Here is a 15,284-nt window from a genome sequence, read left to right as displayed (position 1 = left end):
AACGGCGCCGACGGCGGACCCGTGCCTATCCGCGGGTCAGCGCACGCACCTGCGTCGGGAGCTGGTGCTCGCGGACCCAGGCCTGGGTGGCCATCTGGGTAGCGTCCCAGGGTGAGCCGAGCGGCGGGGTGTACGACAGGTCGAGCTCGCTGAAGGCGTCGACGGTCATGGCGTGGAACAGCGCGGTGGCGTAGGTGTCGAGGCGTTTGGCGGTCTCGGTGCCGCGCGGCCCGACCAGCTGGGCACCGAGGAGCAGGCCGGTGCCGGCGTCGCCGGTGATGCGGATGGTGATGGGCTGGGCGCCCGGGTAGTAGGCCTTGTGGTCGTCCGGTGTGGCGGTGCTGCTGACCGGCGTGAACCCGGCCACCGTCGCTTCGTGCTCGCGCAGTCCGGTGCGGGCGGCGACGAGGTCGAACACCTTGACGACCTGGGTGCCGAGGCTGCCCGCGTATCGGGTGGCACCGCCGAGCGCGTTCTCGCCGGCCACCCGGCCCTGCTTGTGCGCCGTCGTGCCCAGCGGCAAGTAGGTGACGCCGAGCTGGCGGTGGTGGGTGACGACGCAGTCGCCGGCGGCCCAGACGTGCGGCAGCCCGGTGGCCATGGTCTCGTCGACGACGACGGCGCCGCGCGGCCCGGTCTGTGCCCCGGCGGCGACGAGCAGGTCGGTGTCCGGGCGCACCCCGACCACGACCAGGACGACGTCGACGTCCCAGGCGAGCGGCTCGCCGTCGGGCCCCGCGGCGTCGACGTGCAGGCCTGCGGCCCCGCGGGAGATCGACGTGACGGTCGACTGCGTGTGGACGGTGACGCCGTGGCGGTCCAGCTCGGCATGCACCAGCGCGCCGAGTCGGGCGTCGACGGTGGGCAGCACCTCGGGCAGCATCTCGACCTGGGTGACGGCGATCCCGCGGGCGGTCAATCCCTCGGCCATCTCCAGCCCGACGTCACCGGCGCCGACGATGAGCACCGTCGAGGGCTTGATGCGATCCAGGCTCTGCTCGAGCGCGAACGTGTCGCCCATCGAGTGCAGCACGTGCACGCCGTCGGCCGCGCCGAGCTCGTCCAGGCCGGTGATCGGCGGGCGCACCGGCAGCGCGCCTGTGCCCACGATCAGCTCGTCGTAGCCCAGGGTCGTCTCGGTGCCGTCGCTCTCCCGCAGCGCGAGCCGCCGCCCGGTGACGTCGATCGCGGTGGCCAGGGTGTCCAGCCGCAGCCGCATACCGGTGGCCTCCAGGTCGGCGTGGGTGCGGTGCGCCAGGTTCGACCAGTGCCCGACCTCGCCGGAGATGTAGTACGGGATCCCGCAGATGGAGAAGTTCGGGTAGGCGTCGGCGACCACCACGTCACCTCGGCCGACGGGTCCAGCTCGCGAGCGCGCAACGCGGCGGAGATGCCGGCGTCGCTGCCGCCGATGGCGACGATGTGCACGGGTGCCTCTCAGGCTCGGGCGGGTTCGGCATCGACGATGACGGCGTCGGCCGTGCGGACCGCGATCGGGTACAGGACGAGCACCAGCAGGACGCCGACGGCGCCGCCGGCCAGCTGGGCGCCGACGAACCCCGGAACCGAGGACGGCGCGATACCGGCGAACGTGTCGGTGAACATCCGCCCGACGGTGACGGCGGGGTTGGCGAACGAGGTGGAGCTGGTGAACCAGTACGCCGCCCCGATATAGGCGCCGACCGCCGGAGCGCCCAGCGCGGCCCGGCCGGATCGGGCGAGGGCGAAGATCAGCAGCACCAGCCCGGCCGTCGCCACCACCTCACCGACCAGCAGGCCGGCGCCGCTGCGTTCCGTCGTCGCCAGCCCGGCGTCGACGGAGAACATGACGTTCGCCAGCAGCGCCCCGCCGATGCCGCCAGCACACTGGACGACCACATAGGCCCCGAGTTCGCTGCCGGAGAGCCCGCTGCCCGATCGGCGGCCCAGCCACCAGTCCGCCAGCGACACCACCGGGTTGAAGTGCGCCCCCGACACTGGCCCGAACAGCAGGATCAGCACCGTGAGCCCCAGCACGGTCGCGGTGCTGTTCTGCAACAGCTGCAGCCCTACGTCGCCCGGCGACAGCCGCTGCGCAGCGACCCCGGAGCCGACAACGACGGCCACCAGCAGACCCGTGCCAAGGAACTCGGCGAGCAAACGTCTCCGCATCACGGCCACATCTTGACGGAGCGGATTAGCTCAGTCAAGATTGAGGCAATGAATGTTGAGCGAACCGAGTTGGAGCGGCGCGCCGCGACGCACGCAGCGCTGTCCGATCCGGCGCGGCTGCACATGGTCGACCTGCTCAGCCTCGGCGATCTCTCCCCCAGTGAGCTGCAGGAACGGCTCGGGATGCCGTCGAACCTGCTGGCCCACCACCTCAGGGCGCTCGAGGCGGCGGGACTGCTGACGCGCCGCCGGTCCGAGGCAGACCGGCGGCGCAGCTACGTCCGGCTCAACCCCGGCGCACTCGACGGGCTGTCCCCCGGCGCCGTCGGGCACGCGCACCGCGTGGTGTTCGTCTGCACCGCCAACTCCGCCCGCTCGCAGCTCGCAGCGGCACTCTGGCGGCGCGCCAGCAGTATCCCCGCGACGTCGGCCGGCACCCACCCCGCCGCGCGCATCGACCCCGGTGCCGTCGCCGCCGCACGCCGCCATGATCTGCCGATACGACCGGCACGTCCGCGCCGGCTGGCCGACATCGCCGCCGACGACGACTTCGTCATCACCGTCTGCGACCACGCACACGAGGAGATCGGCGACCTCGGCGGCCTGCACTGGTCCATCCCGGATCCCGTCCCGGCCGGCACGAACGAGGCCTTCGATGCCGCCGTCACGACACTCGCCGACCGCGTGGGCGGCCTCGCCCCACGACTCACCGCTTCCTGAACGGAGCACCTCATGTCGAACACCTACGAACGCGAACCGCTCACGCTGGACCAGCAGGTCGCCCTCACTACCGCCGCCACCCGCCTGGCCAGCGACTTCGAAGGGACCTTCGGCACCGAGACGATCGAGCGGTTCCTGCACACCTCCTACGACCAGTTCGCCGGCCGAGCCGTCGTCGCGAACTTCCTCCCGCTGCTGGCCGAACGGTTCGCCCGCCAGCGCCTCACCGCCCTCGCCCGGGTCGAGGGCCTGAGCCACGACGGCCGACCCACCGTGCTGTTCCTGTGCGTGCACAACGCCGGCCGCTCCCAGATGGCCCTCGGCTTCTTCCGCCACCACGCCGGCGAGAACGCGATCGCCTGGTCCGGCGGCTCCGAACCAGGCGAGCAGGTCAACGCGATCGCCGTCGCCGCCATGGCCGAACGCGGCATCGACATCGCCGCCGAGTTCCCCAAGCCCTGGACCGACGAGACCGTCCGCGCCGCCGACGTCGTCGTCACCATGGGCTGCGGCGACGCCTGCCCCGTCTTCCCCGGCAAACGCTACGAGGACTGGACCCTCGACGACCCCGCCGGACAGAACCTCACCGCCGTCCGCCCCATCCGCGACGAGATCGAACGCCGCGTCCTCACGCTCCTCGACGAACTCGAGGTCAGTGCCGGAAGACGAGCCTGAGTCCGGAGGTGCTCCGAACCGCACCGATCGTGCTCCACCAGGCGCACGGGTCGCGAGCCTCGGCCATCCAGCGCGGACGCTGAGGCTCGCGGCGCCGCTCGAGGTGATCGACCAACTCGTCACGCACGGCAACGACGCCGGCCTCGCAACGCAAGGCGCCGTGTCACCGGGTCGTCTCGTCAGCGAGAACGAAGTAGTTCTCCTCCTCCTGCGCGAAGTGAAGGAGGAGGACCATGTGCAGCCCGTAGAGCGAGGCGAGCAGGTCGTCGAACTGCTCCGGACGCACCCCGCCGGCCGCCTCGGCGACGGCGAGATGATGCCCGATTCTTCGGGCGAGGCGTTCGATCTCCGCATGGCTCCTACTCATGGTGGCGGTGGCTTCGGAGCCACCGAGCACCTCTGCGAGCGCCGGATAGAGATCGGCCTCCTCGGCTCGCTCGTGCGGGAGCAGTTGCTCCGTCAGGTAGCCGACGACGCCGCGCAGGGCAACGAGGGCCTCGTCGTCGACGCCGCGGCTGAGCTGGTCGGCGGCCCGGCGCAGGACGGTCAGGGTCTTGCGGAGGTCGTCGTGTTCCGCGGCGAACCCCTGTACCAGGCGCGCGGTGCCGCCGGGCAGCGCCACGTCCGTGCCACGGCCGCCGCGCAGCGCTCGCAGCGCGTTGAGGATCACTGCCACGTCGATGCCCTCCTGCAGCAACGCGCCGGCCGCCGGAGGCAGCCAGCCGATCGCGGCGACGCCCATGGCCGCGATCGACAACGCCATACCCACGACCGCGCTCTGCACGGCGATCCGGCGAGAACGACGGGCGATCTGCATGGCGTCGCCCAGCCGGTCCAGCCGGTCCGCCATGAGCACGATGTCGGCGGCCTCCGACGAGGCGGTGGAACCGCGCGCACCCATGGCGACGCCGACGCTCGAGGCCGCCAGGGCGGGGGCGTCGTTGACCCCGTCGCCCACCATGACGGTGACCGCGCGTTGCCGCTCCGCACGGACGGCGGCGACCTTGTCCGCCGGACTCTGCTGGGCGTACAGATCGTCGAGACCGAGCACCGACGCGACTTCCGCCGCCGGCTCACGCCGGTCACCGGTCAGCATGATCAGCCGCGTCAGACCCGCGCTCCGCAACCGGCGCAACGTGCGCGGAGCGTCCCGTCGCACTGGATCGCGCAGAAGCACCGCACCGACCGGCTCGGTATCGACACTCACCCAGGCGATCGCCGCAGCGTCGAGTGCGGCGCGGTTGAGCGCCGCACTCGCCCACGACACGTCGGGAGGTGAGCCGCGCGCACCGCCCACCTCGACCCGGTGTCCGTCGACGGTCGCGCTCACTCCCCTGCCGGGCTCCTCCACCACACCGACCGGATACGACAACGCCAGCCTTCTCACCCGCGCCTCGGCGACGATCGCGGAAGCAAGCACGTGCGGTGACAGTTGATCGGCCGATGCGGCCAGCCTCAGCACCTCGTCCGGTTCCCAGCCCGGCGCGCAGGCGACATCGAGGACCGCCGGCCGCCCGGCTGTCAGTGTCCCCGTCTTGTCCATCACCAGAGTCGTCGCGTGTCCGAGGTTCTCCAGGGCTGCGCCGTCGCGGACCACGACGCCGCGACGAGCGGCCCGCGACAGACCGGCCACGATGGCGACTGGCGCGGCGAGCAACAGCGGGCACGGGGTCGCCACCACCAGCACGGCGACGGCTTGGACGGCCGAACTGCTCACGATCCACGCGACACCGGCCACCAGCAGCGAGAGCGGCAGGAACCAGGCCGCGTACCGGTCCGCCAGGCGGACCACCGGCGCTCCCTCCGCGCCGGCCTGCCGGGCAAGTCGCACGATGCCCGCGTAGGTGCTCTCGTCGGAGGTGGCAGTGGCCCGCAGCTCGAATGCGGGCCCGGCGTTCACCACGCCGCTTCGCACGGGCTCACCGGCGTCCCGCTCGACCTGCAGCGACTCACCGGTCAGGACGGACTCGTCCAGCACCGCCGCGCCGCCGGCGACCTCACCGTCGACGGGCACGACCTCGCCGGGTCCGACGACCAGCAGGTCACCAGGACGCACGTCGCGCAGCGCAACCACGGTCACCTGGTCGCCGACGCGACGCCGGGCGACCCGCGGCGCGTGCTCGATCAAGGCATCGAGGTCGTGCGACGCGCGGCGTTGTGCGGCTGCTTCGAGCGTGCGGCCGGTCGCGAGCATCACCGCGACCAACGCGCCCGCGGCGTACTCGCCCACCAGGGCCGTCCCCACGAGCGACAGGACGGCGATCAGGTCGACACCAGCTCGACGCCTGAGCAGCTCGGCCACGACCCAGCCCACCGCCGGGATCAGCGCGACCAGCGTCCCCACGAGCCAGCACACATCCGCGGCCGCTGGGGCGTCCATCAGCCAGGCGATCACGCCCACCACGAACAGCACCGTCGTCGTCACGAGCAGCGCCGGAGCCACGAGGCCGCGCCACTCACCGGCAGACGTCGCGAGGCGCCTGGCCTTGCCCGATGTCGCCGTCACGCTGGTCTCCTCGATCGGCTCCGTTCCAGTCGATCGCATGAGTGGCCGTGCTGACAGAGCCGAAGGCCCCGCGCCCCAGCGGCCGTTCGGCGGCGCGGCGGAGGACCAGCCGGGCACGAGGCCGGAGCGTACTTCGCCGAGCCTCGACCTGGAGCCAAAGGTCCCGATGTCACGGGCCCAACGAAGGTGGTGTCACGCCGCGCGCGGGTCGAAGGTCGAAGCACCGGGAGTGGGCGTCCACCACTGAGGCAGTGGACGGGAGGTGACCACTGTGACCACCGATCCCCGCACGCGCATGACCATCCTGGGCGAGGACCTCTGCTGGAGTCTGCTGAGCACCGCCGCCCTCGCCCGGGTGGCCGTGGCGATCGCCGGTGATGTCGAGGTCTTCCCGGTCAACATCGTCGTTGACGAGCACACCGTCGTCTTCCGGACCGGCGAGGGCACGAAACTGGCTGCCGCGGTCATCGCTCCCCGGGTCGCCGTCGAGGCCGACGGTGTGGATCCCGCCACCGGCAGAGCGTGGAGCGTCGTCGTCAAGGGACGTGCCGAGCGGTTGGAACGGTTCGCCGACATCTACCGCGCCGAGGAACTGGAGCTGCCGTCGTGGACGGCGTACCCGAAGCAGTGGTTCGTGCGGGTCCACGGCGACCAGATCACCGGCCGGTCGTTCGAGCCGACGCCGGACTGAACCCGCTGCGCCGGCCTGACGACCGTGGCGTCCGGGTCTCGGCCACCTGGCTCAGCCTCAGGCTGATGTCATGGCAGCCACCAAGCACTGGACCGTCGACCTCGACACCGGCGAGCACGACGACGGGGAGACCGATGCCGAAGCTCGCCTCACCACCCGCACGACGGCGGGCGCAGATCGCCGCCGCCCGCGCGATGCGGGCGCTCGCCGACGAGTTGCTCGACATGGCGACGGCGGACGTCGAGGACATGACCCACGAGTCCGTGCACCTGAGGAATCGGTGATCGCCATGCGTACTACTCCCCGGCAGTGCGCATGGCGTGCCGCGGCCGGCGACGCGGGGCGCGTCCGCTCAGGTGGGCTGTCTCTGCTCGGGAATCATGGTGATGGCGCCGGCAGGGCACTCCGCGGCGCAGAGCCCGCAGCCCTTGCAGTACTCGAGGTCGATCTCGTACCGCAGGCCGGGCCCGAGCTTGATGACGGCGTCGTCCGGGCACACGCTGTAGCAGTTGTCGCATTCGAAGCAGCCGCCACAGGACAGGCAGCGGCGTGCCTCGAACAGCGCCGTCGCGGGGTCCAGGCCGGCGACCACCTCGTCGAACGTCGACGTGCGGCGTGCGGCCTCGAGCCTCGCCCTGTGCTGGCGCGGCGCTTCGGTGTAGTACCACGGGTTGAGCAGGTCGTAGCCCGCTTCGCGGACCAGTGCCTCCTCCGCCGTGGCCCTCCCCCGCAGCCAGGCGTCGATCGCCTGCGCTGCCCGGCGGCCGTGGCCGACGGCGCTGGTGACGGTGCGGTCGCCGGAGATGGCGTCGCCGCCGGCGAACACGCCGGGCAGGCCGGTCATGAACGCGGAGTCGACGACGATGCGGCCGTGCGCGGTCGCGACCGACGGTGCTTGCGACACCAGGCCGAGGTCGCTGTCCTGCCCGAGCGCGAGCACGACGGCGTCGGCGTCGAGCTCGTCGAACTCACCGGTCGGCTGCGGGAAGCCGGACTCGTCCAGCCGCATCCGCTCGACGGTGATCCGGCCTTCGCCGGCCCGGGCGATGGTGGACAGCCAGCACATCCGCACGCCCTCCTCCTCGGCCTCAGCGACCTCGGACTCGTGGGCGGGCATGCGGTCGCGGGTACGCCGGTAGACGATGACCGCGTCGGCAGCGCCGAGACGCCGAGCGGTACGGGCGACGTCGACGGCGGTGTTGCCGCCGCCGTACACTGCGACCCGGCGACCGAGCAGCGGCGGGGCGCCGCCCGCCGTGTGGCGCAGGACGGAGAGCGCGTCGAGAAGCCGCGCGGAGTCGCCGGCCGGCACGTAGGTGCGGTGGCTGAGCTGCGCGCCGACGGCGAGGAACACCGCCTCGAACCCGTCGGTCTCGCGGACGGCGGCAACGTCGTCGACGCGGGTGTTCAGCTCGAGCGTCACGCCGAGGTCGACGATGCGGCGGATCTCCGCGTCGAGGACGTCGCGTGGCAGCCGGTACGCCGGGATGCCGAAGCGCATCATGCCGCCGGGTTCCGGGCCGGCGTCGCGCATCGTCACGTCGTGCCCGAGCAACCGCAGGTGGTAGGCGGCAGCCAGGCCGGCCGGCCCCGCGCCGACGACCAGTACGCGCCGCCCGGTGGACGGGCCGGCCGACACCGTCCAGCCGGCCCGGACGGCCTCGTCGCCGAGGAACCGTTCGACCGAGTTGATGCCGACGGTCTCGTCCAGCTGCCCGCGGTTGCAGGCGGTCTCGCACGGCCGGTAGCAGACCCGGCCCATGATCGCGGGAAGCGGGTTGATCCGCATGATCTCCCGCCAGGCCGCCTCGTAGTCGCCGTTCTGCGCCAGTCGCAACCACTCACGGACGTTCTCGCCGGCGGGGCACGCGGCGGCACAGGGCGGAAACAGGTCGCGGTAGACGGGTCGCTCGACGCGCCAGGCGCCGGTCCGATTGGTCCGGCTCGACGCCGAGCCGAGCGTGATGGCGTACGGGGTCTCCATCAGGCCACCTCCTCGGGTGGCGGTGCGGCCAACAGGCCGTACCGGGCGATGTTCCGATCGGCCTGCGCCTGGATACGGGCGACCACGTCGGCCCGCTCGCGTGGCCGGAACAGGTGGGCGTACCTGGACTGCCGGCGCAGGTACCCTCGACGGGGACGCGGCGGCGGATCCGGGTCGCTGCGGTGACCTCGCCGTACGCGGCCTCGAGGACGGGGAACAGCCCGCACTGGGTGGCCAGCCGCGCGAGCCGGATCGTGTCGTGCGCCTCGCTGCCCCAGCCGAGCGGGCACGGCACGAGCACGTGCAGGTAGCGCGCGCCTTGCACGTCCATGGCGCGGGTGACCTTGGCCTCCAGGTCGCGCAGGTCGGCGACGGTGGCGGTCGCGACGTACGGGATCTCGTGCGCCATCGCGATCGCGGGGAGGTTCTTGCCCTGGCCGAACACGTTGCCGGGCTCAGTGCCCACGGCCTGTGTGGTGGCCGTCCGAGCGGCCGCCGGGGTCGCGCCGGACCGCTGCACACCGGTGTTCATGTAGGCCTCGTTGTCATAGCAGACGTAGAGCACGTCGTCGTTGCGCTCGAACATGCCGGACAGGCAGCCGAAGCCGATGTCGACGGTGCCGCCGTCGCCGCCCTGGCCCAGGACACGGACGTCGGCGCGGCCCGTGGCGCGCAGCGCCGCGGCCACGCCGGTCGCCACGGCGGGCGCGTTGCCGAACAGCGAGTGCAGCCACGGCAGCTGCCACGCGCTTTGCGGATACGGAGTCGAGAACACCTCCAGGCAGCCGGTGGCGTTGACGGCGATCAGCCGGTTGCCGGTCGCCCGCAGGGCGGCGTCCACCACCCAGCGCGCGCCGAGCGCTTCGCCGCAGCCGCGGCAGGCCCGGTGGCCGCAGGTCAGCGAGTTGGCACGGTCCGGCCGGGCCTGGCCGGACCGTTGCTCGGGGGCGAGCAGGCGGTTCCCGGCGACCAGGCTGCCGGTCTGCTGGTGCGGGATCTGTTCCACAGGCATTGCCGAGCACTCCCTTCAGCCGGTGGGGGTGCGCGCAAGCTCGCGCTCGACGAGCCTCAGGTCGAGGTCGAGGAAGGTCAGCGGCTCGAGCCGGCCGCCGTGTGCGTCGGCCAGCACCTGGCGCAGCGACGCCCGGGTGATCGGGCGGCCGCCGAGTCCGGCGACGACGGTGACGGTGCCGGCGCCGGCGCCGGGCAGGGCACCGCGGACGTCGGCGGTGACGATGCCGCCGGTGCCGGCTGAGAACGCCCGTTCCAGTACGACGATCCGCCGAGCACCGCCGAGCGCGGCGCGGACCGCGGCGGATGGGAACGGGCGATAGGTGGTGACGCCCAGCACGCCGACCCGCAGGCCGCCGTCGCGCAGTTCGTCGACGGCGTCCTTCAGGGTGCCGAGCACCGAGCCGAGCGCAACCACGACAGTGTCCGCGTCGTCCACGCGGTACGGACGCACCAGGCCGCCCGTGGACCGTCCGAAGGCCGCCGCGAAGCCCGCGGCGATGGCCGGGACCGCGTCGAGCGCACGCAGCTGGTTGACATGGGCGAGGTAGCGGACCTCGGTGAACGCCTCCGGGCCGACCATCGCGCCGATGGTCACCGGGTCTGCCGGGTCCAGCCGCTGGCGCGGCCGGTACGGCGGCAGGAACGCGTCGACGGCGTCCTGTTCGGGCACGTCGACCCGCTCGAACGCGTGCGTGAGCACGAAGCCGTCCATGCACACCATGACCGGCACCGACAGCCGCTCGGCCAGCGCGAACGCCTGCACGTGCAGGTCGGCCGCCTCTTGGTTGTCCTCGGCGTAGAGCTGGACCCAGCCGGCGTCGCGCATGACCATCGAATCGCTGTGGTCGTTCCAGATGTTGATCGGCGCGCCGATGGCCCGGTTGGCGATCGTCATGACGATCGGCAGGCCGAGCCCGGCGGCATTGTAGACGGCCTCGGCCATGTACAGCAGCCCCTGACTGGCCGTCGCGGTGTACGCACGGGCGCCGGCGGCCGACGCGCCGATGGCGACGGACATCGCGGCGAACTCGGACTCGACGTTGATGAACTCGCACGACGCCAGTGCGCCGGACTTCACCGTCGCGCTCAGCGCCTCGACGATGTGCGTCTGCGGTGAGATCGGATAGGCGCAGATCACCTGCGGCCGGCAGGCCGCGACGGCGGCCGCGACCGCCTGCGAGCCCTCGATCTGCCTAAGCACGGGCGGCACTCCCCTGATCGGATCGGACCAGGTCGTACGCCTCGGTGGCCGCGGCGAGATTCCCCTCGGCCAGACCGTCACCGAACCGGCCGCGGATGGCAGCCATCACCGAGGCGGCGGAGACGACGCCGGTCAGCGCGGCGAAGGCGCCGAGCAGCGCCGCGTTCGGGACCGGCCGGCCGAGATGCCGCTGGGCCAGCTCGCTGGCGGGGACGGTGACGACCCGGCCGGGTGGATACCATCGCAGCCGCTCGACCAGGCCCAGCTCGCTCGCCGGCACGGGCGCGTTCAGCAGGGCATAGCCGTCCTGTCTCAGCCCGGCGAAGACGTCGATGCCCTCCAGCAAGGTGGTGTCCTGGACGATGATCGCGTCAGGGTCGACGATCGGCTCGCGCCGCCTGATCGCGACATCGGAGATCCGGCAGAACGCGACCACCGGCGCGCCGGTGCGCTCGGAGCCGAAGCTCGGGAACGCCTGGGCGTACCGGCCCTCGACGAACGCGGCGACGGACAGCAACTCGGCCGCCGTCACGACGCCCTGCCCGCCGCGTCCGTGGATGCGCACCTGGAACATGGAGCTGGACATCGCCGTGCCCTTTCCTCACAGCCGGTCGGCGACGTACGCGGTGAGGTCGGCCAGCTGCGCGGCGTAGCCCCACTCGTTGTCGTACCAGCCGAAAACCTTGACCAGCTCACCGTTGGCCTCGGTGAGACTGGAGTCGAACAGGCAGGCGGCAGAGTCGCCGATGACGTCGCGGGACACGATCGGCCGCGTGACATAGGACAGCCGGCCGGCCAGCGGCCGGCTTCCCGCGGCCAGCTGGAACGCCCGGTTGACCTCCGCGACGGTGACCTCGCGGTCCAGCACGACGGCCAGGTCGACCAGCGAGCCGTCCTCGACCGGCACCCGCAGCGCGACGCCGTCGAGCCGGCCGGCCAGGTCCGGGATCACGACGCCGACGGAGCGGGCGGCGCCCGTGCTGGTCGGGATGATGTTGACGGCGGCCGACCGCGCACGGCGCAGGTCCTTGTGCGGGCCGTCCAGCAACTGCTGGTCGCCGGTGTAGCCGTGCACGGTCGTCATGAAGCCCTTGACGATGCCGAACGTGTCGTGCAGGACCTTGACCATCGGGGCGACGCAGTTCGTGGTGCAGGACGCGTTGGAGACGACGTCGTGCACCGCGGGGTCGTAGACGTACTCGTTGACGCCCATGACCAGGGTCGCGTCGACGCCCTTGCCCGGCGCGGAGATCAGCACCTTGCGCGCGCCGGCCTTGAGGTGTCCGGCCGCGTCGTCACGGGTCCGGAACCTGCCTGTCGACTCGATGACGATGTCCACGCCGAGATCGCCCCAGGGCAGCCGGGCCGGCTCGGTCTCGGCGAGAACGGCGATGCGCCGTCCGTCGACGAGCAGCGCCGAGCCGTCGGTCTCGATCTCCCGGCGGAGTCGTCCGTAGGTGGAGTCGAAGGCGAGCAGGTGCGCCAGCGTGTCGACGTCCGCGACATCGTTGACGGCCACCACCTCGACCCCCTGCTCCAGCGCGGCGCGCAGGTAGGTGCGCCCGATGCGGCCGAACCCGTTGATGCCCACTCGTCCAGTCATGATCCGCCTCCGCGAGGTCTCTCGCTTCCACCATCCAGCCTTGGCCGCAGCAGCGGAAGGACACAGAGACGAAGGTCCTGGCCCGCCAGGCCGTGCGGCAGGACTTGCGGCTCCACCCGCCGTCGAGCGGCAGCGCGACGGTGTGGCCATGTCCGATGCCGCGGTGACCGATCTCCACGAGGTGACGATGGCGCTGCCCTACCTGCGCGAAGGGGATGACGGATCCGGCCACCCTGCGGCCTGTCCGCGCGCGACTTTCACCCGGCCGCGGGCTCCTGGTCGCGGCCGGGGTCTCGACGGTCGCGGGCGTTCTCGAGCGCTGGAAGGTGGGCACGTCAGCGGACGCCCCCTGTCTCGACACGGCATACAAGCTGGTCGCCTACGGGTGGCGCCCGGTGATGGAGCTGTCGGCGGGGAGAGGCACGCGCCGGGTGAGACTCGTCGAGGAGCTGTCGCGCGCGCTCACCGCCCGGCGGACGTACGACGGCGGGGTGGATGGCGACCCGGCGTCCTGAGCGGGGCTTCGGTCCTCCCGGATCGGGGACGGACGGCTCTGGTGACGTCCTCACCGCCGGTGGAGGCTGAGAGTGACGCCCACCAGCAAGGAGAGCGACACCCCGGAGCGTTGGAGTGGCAGCCGATGGGCTGCGAAGCTCACCATCGCCGCGATGGATCAGCTCCGGCGGGATCACACCGGCTGGCGGGCGTCCAGCCACCCGGCGATCGACCCGGCGGCGTTGGCGGCCTTCCGCACGAGGACCGGTGCCGGCCTCAGCCGGGGCTCCGGCCCGAGCCCGGCTGCAGCGGGCGGCGGCGGCCGCCTCGACGAGCGTGCCGCGCGGGAGGTTCGTCCGCGGCGAACAGCCCGACGACATGGCCCTCCGGGTCCGTGAACATCGCGAACTCGCCCATGTCGCGGATCTTCGTCGGCTTGACGACCGTGCTGCCGCCCAGATCCTCGGCCCGATGCAGCATGGCGGCGAGGTCGTCGACGGACACGTAGACCGTCACGTAGGGCGCCACGTCGGCGGGCAATTGCATGATGCCGCCGCCGACGCCACCGTCCGTGTCGGCCACCACCGGATATGCCGGATCGGTCCGGTCGAACGTCCAGCCGAACAGCGCGTGGTAGAACGCGGCCAGCCGGCCGGCGTTCTCGGCGCCGATCTCGAAGTGCACCACAGTGTGCGTCATGTCCACTCCCCTCACGGTCGTGCCACCGCGTCGCGCGGTTCCGACGGCAGGCGCACGCGCACGGGGATGACCACGACAGGACACGCGGCGTTGCGGATGCAGTACTCGCTGATCGAACCCATGAGCGCGGTGAAGACGCGACGACGGCCGTGGCTGCCCGCGACGAGCAGGTCAGCCCCGCGCGTCGCTTCGGCCAGGACCGGTCTCGGCGCGCCCTCGACGACCGTCGTGGCGATCGGGGTGCTCCCACCGCCGGGAAGCACCCGCGCGGTCGTCTCGACGCCGACGACGACCAGGAGTCGTTCACGCGTGTCCATGGCGTCCTCCCGCCGATCCCTCCTGCTCCCACCGTCGCCACGAAGTCCTCGGGTCGGCAGAGCCCAAGGTCCCGACGTTGGTCACCGCGACCGCAGGCGACATCCGAGCGGCGGGCCGCTGGACCCGGTCGGGCCGAAAGTCCCGCGCTCACGGCCTTCCGGCTCTACGTCTCCCGCGCCCACAAGGCGGACGCTCGAGGCATGAGGACGCGGACCGGACCGGTGCCCGCGGCGCGACGGCGCCGGAGCGGATGCTGACCGCGTCACCACCGCCGCATCGAGGGGCGATCACGATGACGACTCGGCCGACGATGACCCAGCTGGGGCTGAACACGGGCAAGAAGGCGCGCCTGCACCGCATCCTCTTCGAGCACGGCCTGCGCAACGGAACAGCGCTCTTCCTCCCGTACGACCAGGGCCTCGAGCACGGACCGCGCGACTTCTTCGCCAACCCGGAGGCGAGCGATCCGGCGTACATCGCCAGGCTCGCACGCGAGGGAGAGTTCAACGGGATCGTCACCCAGATCGGGCTGGCGGAGAAGTTCTACTGGGACTATGCCGGCGAGATCCCCTTGATCCTCAAGCTCAACGGCAAGACCGACATCCCACCCGACGACGCGGCGCTCTCCCCCGTCCACGCGACGGTGCAGGACGCCGTCCGGCTGGGCGCGGACGCCGTCGGCTACACCATGTACGTCGGCACCCCAGCCCAGGAACGGGACTTCGCGCAGTACCACGTCGTCCGCGCCGAGGCCGAGCGGCTCGGCATGCCGCTCATCGTCTGGGCATACCCACGCGGATCGGCGATCGAGGCCAAGGGCGGCAAGGACTCGTTCTACGCCGTCGACTACGCCGCCCGTACCGCCAGCGAACTCGGAGCCGACATCGTCAAGGTCAACTTCCCCCACCCGGAGAAGCGCACCGGCGTCAAGCCGCCATACGACGTCGGCGTCACCCCACAGCACGCGATCGACGCCGTCGTGCGCTCCGCCGGCCGCACGCTCGTGCTGGTCTCCGGCGGGACGCGGGCCGGCGACGACGCGATGCTGGAGAAGGCCCGTCAGACCATGGAGGCCGGCGCCACGGGCCTGATCTTCGGCCGCAACATCTGGCAGCGTGACCACGACTCGTCGCTGCGCTTCGTCGACGGCCTCAAGGACATCCTCGCCAAGTACCCGAGCCGACCCGGCCACCCGAGCCCAGACCCGTCATGACCGGCAACACGATC

Annotated in this window: 14 protein-coding genes and 2 pseudogenes; 6 read left to right on the top strand and 10 right to left on the bottom strand. The window is 72.1% G+C overall.

The genetic code is table 11. The annotated features are described in order from the left end of the window. Positions 1-25: 25 nt before the first annotated feature. A pseudogene (locus tag DZA62_RS08985) lies at positions 26-1,428 on the bottom strand (FAD-dependent oxidoreductase). Between the two features lie 9 nt (positions 1,429-1,437). Then, a complete protein-coding gene (locus DZA62_RS08980) occupies positions 1,438-2,151 on the bottom strand; it encodes an aquaporin (protein ID WP_116948638.1) in 714 nt (237 codons plus the stop codon). A gap of 48 nt (positions 2,152-2,199) precedes the next feature. Between DZA62_RS08980 and DZA62_RS08975 the strand changes: the two genes are divergently transcribed. Next, a complete protein-coding gene (locus tag DZA62_RS08975; RefSeq protein WP_116948502.1) occupies positions 2,200-2,871 on the top strand; it encodes an arsenate reductase/protein-tyrosine-phosphatase family protein in 672 nt (223 codons plus the stop codon). 12 nt (positions 2,872-2,883) lie between these two features. Further along, a complete protein-coding gene (locus DZA62_RS08970; RefSeq protein WP_116948501.1) occupies positions 2,884-3,546 on the top strand; it encodes an arsenate reductase ArsC in 663 nt (220 codons plus the stop codon). Between the two features lie 163 nt (positions 3,547-3,709). On the opposite strand, the gene DZA62_RS08965 is transcribed toward DZA62_RS08970, so the two are convergent. Beyond that, on the bottom strand, positions 3,710-6,091 hold the full coding sequence (locus DZA62_RS08965; protein WP_116948500.1) for a heavy metal translocating P-type ATPase: 2,382 nt from the start codon (positions 6,089-6,091) through the stop codon (positions 3,710-3,712). A gap of 232 nt (positions 6,092-6,323) precedes the next feature. Between DZA62_RS08965 and DZA62_RS08960 the strand changes: the two genes are divergently transcribed. Next, complete coding sequence (locus DZA62_RS08960) at positions 6,324-6,743, top strand: pyridoxamine 5'-phosphate oxidase family protein (protein ID WP_198663558.1); 420 nt, start codon at positions 6,324-6,326, stop codon at positions 6,741-6,743. Positions 6,744-6,877: 134 nt separating this feature from the next. Beyond that, entirely contained in the window at positions 6,878-7,027 is a 150-nt protein-coding gene (locus DZA62_RS08955) for a dsRBD fold-containing protein (RefSeq protein WP_157987558.1), read from the top strand. 68 nt (positions 7,028-7,095) lie between these two features. On the opposite strand, the gene DZA62_RS08950 is transcribed toward DZA62_RS08955, so the two are convergent. The 5 genes and pseudogenes from DZA62_RS08950 to gap form a co-directional block, all read right to left on the bottom strand. Continuing rightward, positions 7,096-8,727, bottom strand: a complete 1,632-nt coding sequence (locus tag DZA62_RS08950; protein WP_198663557.1) for an NAD(P)-binding protein — start codon at positions 8,725-8,727, stop codon at positions 7,096-7,098. Next, positions 8,727-9,739: pseudogene (locus DZA62_RS36790) on the bottom strand (thiamine pyrophosphate-dependent enzyme). The gene DZA62_RS08950 and the pseudogene DZA62_RS36790 overlap by 1 nt, the downstream one beginning before the upstream one ends. Positions 9,740-9,754: 15 nt before the next feature. Then, a complete protein-coding gene (gene porA / locus DZA62_RS08940) occupies positions 9,755-10,942 on the bottom strand; it encodes a pyruvate ferredoxin oxidoreductase (RefSeq protein WP_116948635.1) in 1,188 nt (395 codons plus the stop codon). After that, positions 10,935-11,516, bottom strand: coding sequence for a 2-oxoacid:acceptor oxidoreductase family protein (locus DZA62_RS08935; protein WP_116948634.1), 582 nt, complete (start codon positions 11,514-11,516; stop codon positions 10,935-10,937). The genes porA and DZA62_RS08935 overlap by 8 nt, the downstream gene beginning before the upstream one ends. A 27-nt stretch (positions 11,517-11,543) precedes the next feature. Then, entirely contained in the window at positions 11,544-12,545 is a 1,002-nt protein-coding gene (gene gap / locus DZA62_RS08930; RefSeq protein WP_116948498.1) for a type I glyceraldehyde-3-phosphate dehydrogenase, read from the bottom strand. Positions 12,546-12,760: 215 nt separating this feature from the next. Between gap and DZA62_RS08925 the strand changes: the two genes are divergently transcribed. After that, positions 12,761-13,060, top strand: coding sequence for a hypothetical protein (locus DZA62_RS08925; protein ID WP_116948497.1), 300 nt, complete (start codon positions 12,761-12,763; stop codon positions 13,058-13,060). A 256-nt stretch (positions 13,061-13,316) separates the two neighbouring features. Here the strand turns inward: DZA62_RS08925 and DZA62_RS08920 are convergent, their stop codons facing one another. After that, positions 13,317-13,739: a VOC family protein gene (locus tag DZA62_RS08920; protein ID WP_157987557.1), complete on the bottom strand. Its 423-nt coding sequence runs from the start codon at positions 13,737-13,739 to the stop codon at positions 13,317-13,319. An 11-nt stretch (positions 13,740-13,750) separates the two neighbouring features. Next, on the bottom strand, positions 13,751-14,116 hold the full coding sequence (locus tag DZA62_RS08915; protein ID WP_269813862.1) for a universal stress protein: 366 nt from the start codon (positions 14,114-14,116) through the stop codon (positions 13,751-13,753). Between the two features lie 233 nt (positions 14,117-14,349). Between DZA62_RS08915 and DZA62_RS08910 the strand changes: the two genes are divergently transcribed. Beyond that, the gene (locus DZA62_RS08910; RefSeq protein ID WP_116948495.1) at positions 14,350-15,270 is read left to right on the top strand and encodes a class I fructose-bisphosphate aldolase; all 921 of its coding nucleotides are present in this window, start codon (positions 14,350-14,352) and stop codon (positions 15,268-15,270) included. Positions 15,271-15,284 lie beyond the last annotated feature (14 nt).

The organism is Jiangella endophytica, assembly GCF_003427025.1.
Lineage (GTDB): Bacteria > Actinomycetota > Actinomycetes > Jiangellales > Jiangellaceae > Jiangella > Jiangella endophytica.
Note: the sequence above shows the minus strand (reverse complement) of the source record. Positions and strands in the feature narration are given on the sequence as shown.

What these genes read in the sequence shown, in the direction of transcription:
- DZA62_RS08965 (WP_116948500.1), bottom strand. Translation starts at nt 6,091, where the DNA reads ATGCGATCGACTGGAACGGAGCCGATCGAGGAGACCAGCGTGACGGCG.
- DZA62_RS08955 (WP_157987558.1), top strand. Translation starts at nt 6,878, where the DNA reads ATGCCGAAGCTCGCCTCACCACCCGCACGACGGCGGGCGCAGATCGCC.
- DZA62_RS08970 (WP_116948501.1), top strand. Translation starts at nt 2,884, where the DNA reads ATGTCGAACACCTACGAACGCGAACCGCTCACGCTGGACCAGCAGGTC.
- DZA62_RS08975 (WP_116948502.1), top strand. Translation starts at nt 2,200, where the DNA reads ATGAATGTTGAGCGAACCGAGTTGGAGCGGCGCGCCGCGACGCACGCA.
- DZA62_RS08920 (WP_157987557.1), bottom strand. Translation starts at nt 13,739, where the DNA reads ATGACGCACACTGTGGTGCACTTCGAGATCGGCGCCGAGAACGCCGGC.
- DZA62_RS08935 (WP_116948634.1), bottom strand. Translation starts at nt 11,516, where the DNA reads ATGTTCCAGGTGCGCATCCACGGACGCGGCGGGCAGGGCGTCGTGACG.
- DZA62_RS08980 (WP_116948638.1), bottom strand. Translation starts at nt 2,151, where the DNA reads ATGCGGAGACGTTTGCTCGCCGAGTTCCTTGGCACGGGTCTGCTGGTG.
- gap (WP_116948498.1), bottom strand. Translation starts at nt 12,545, where the DNA reads ATGACTGGACGAGTGGGCATCAACGGGTTCGGCCGCATCGGGCGCACC.
- DZA62_RS08925 (WP_116948497.1), top strand. Translation starts at nt 12,761, where the DNA reads ATGACGGATCCGGCCACCCTGCGGCCTGTCCGCGCGCGACTTTCACCC.
- DZA62_RS08910 (WP_116948495.1), top strand. Translation starts at nt 14,350, where the DNA reads ATGACGACTCGGCCGACGATGACCCAGCTGGGGCTGAACACGGGCAAG.
- DZA62_RS08950 (WP_198663557.1), bottom strand. Translation starts at nt 8,727, where the DNA reads ATGGAGACCCCGTACGCCATCACGCTCGGCTCGGCGTCGAGCCGGACC.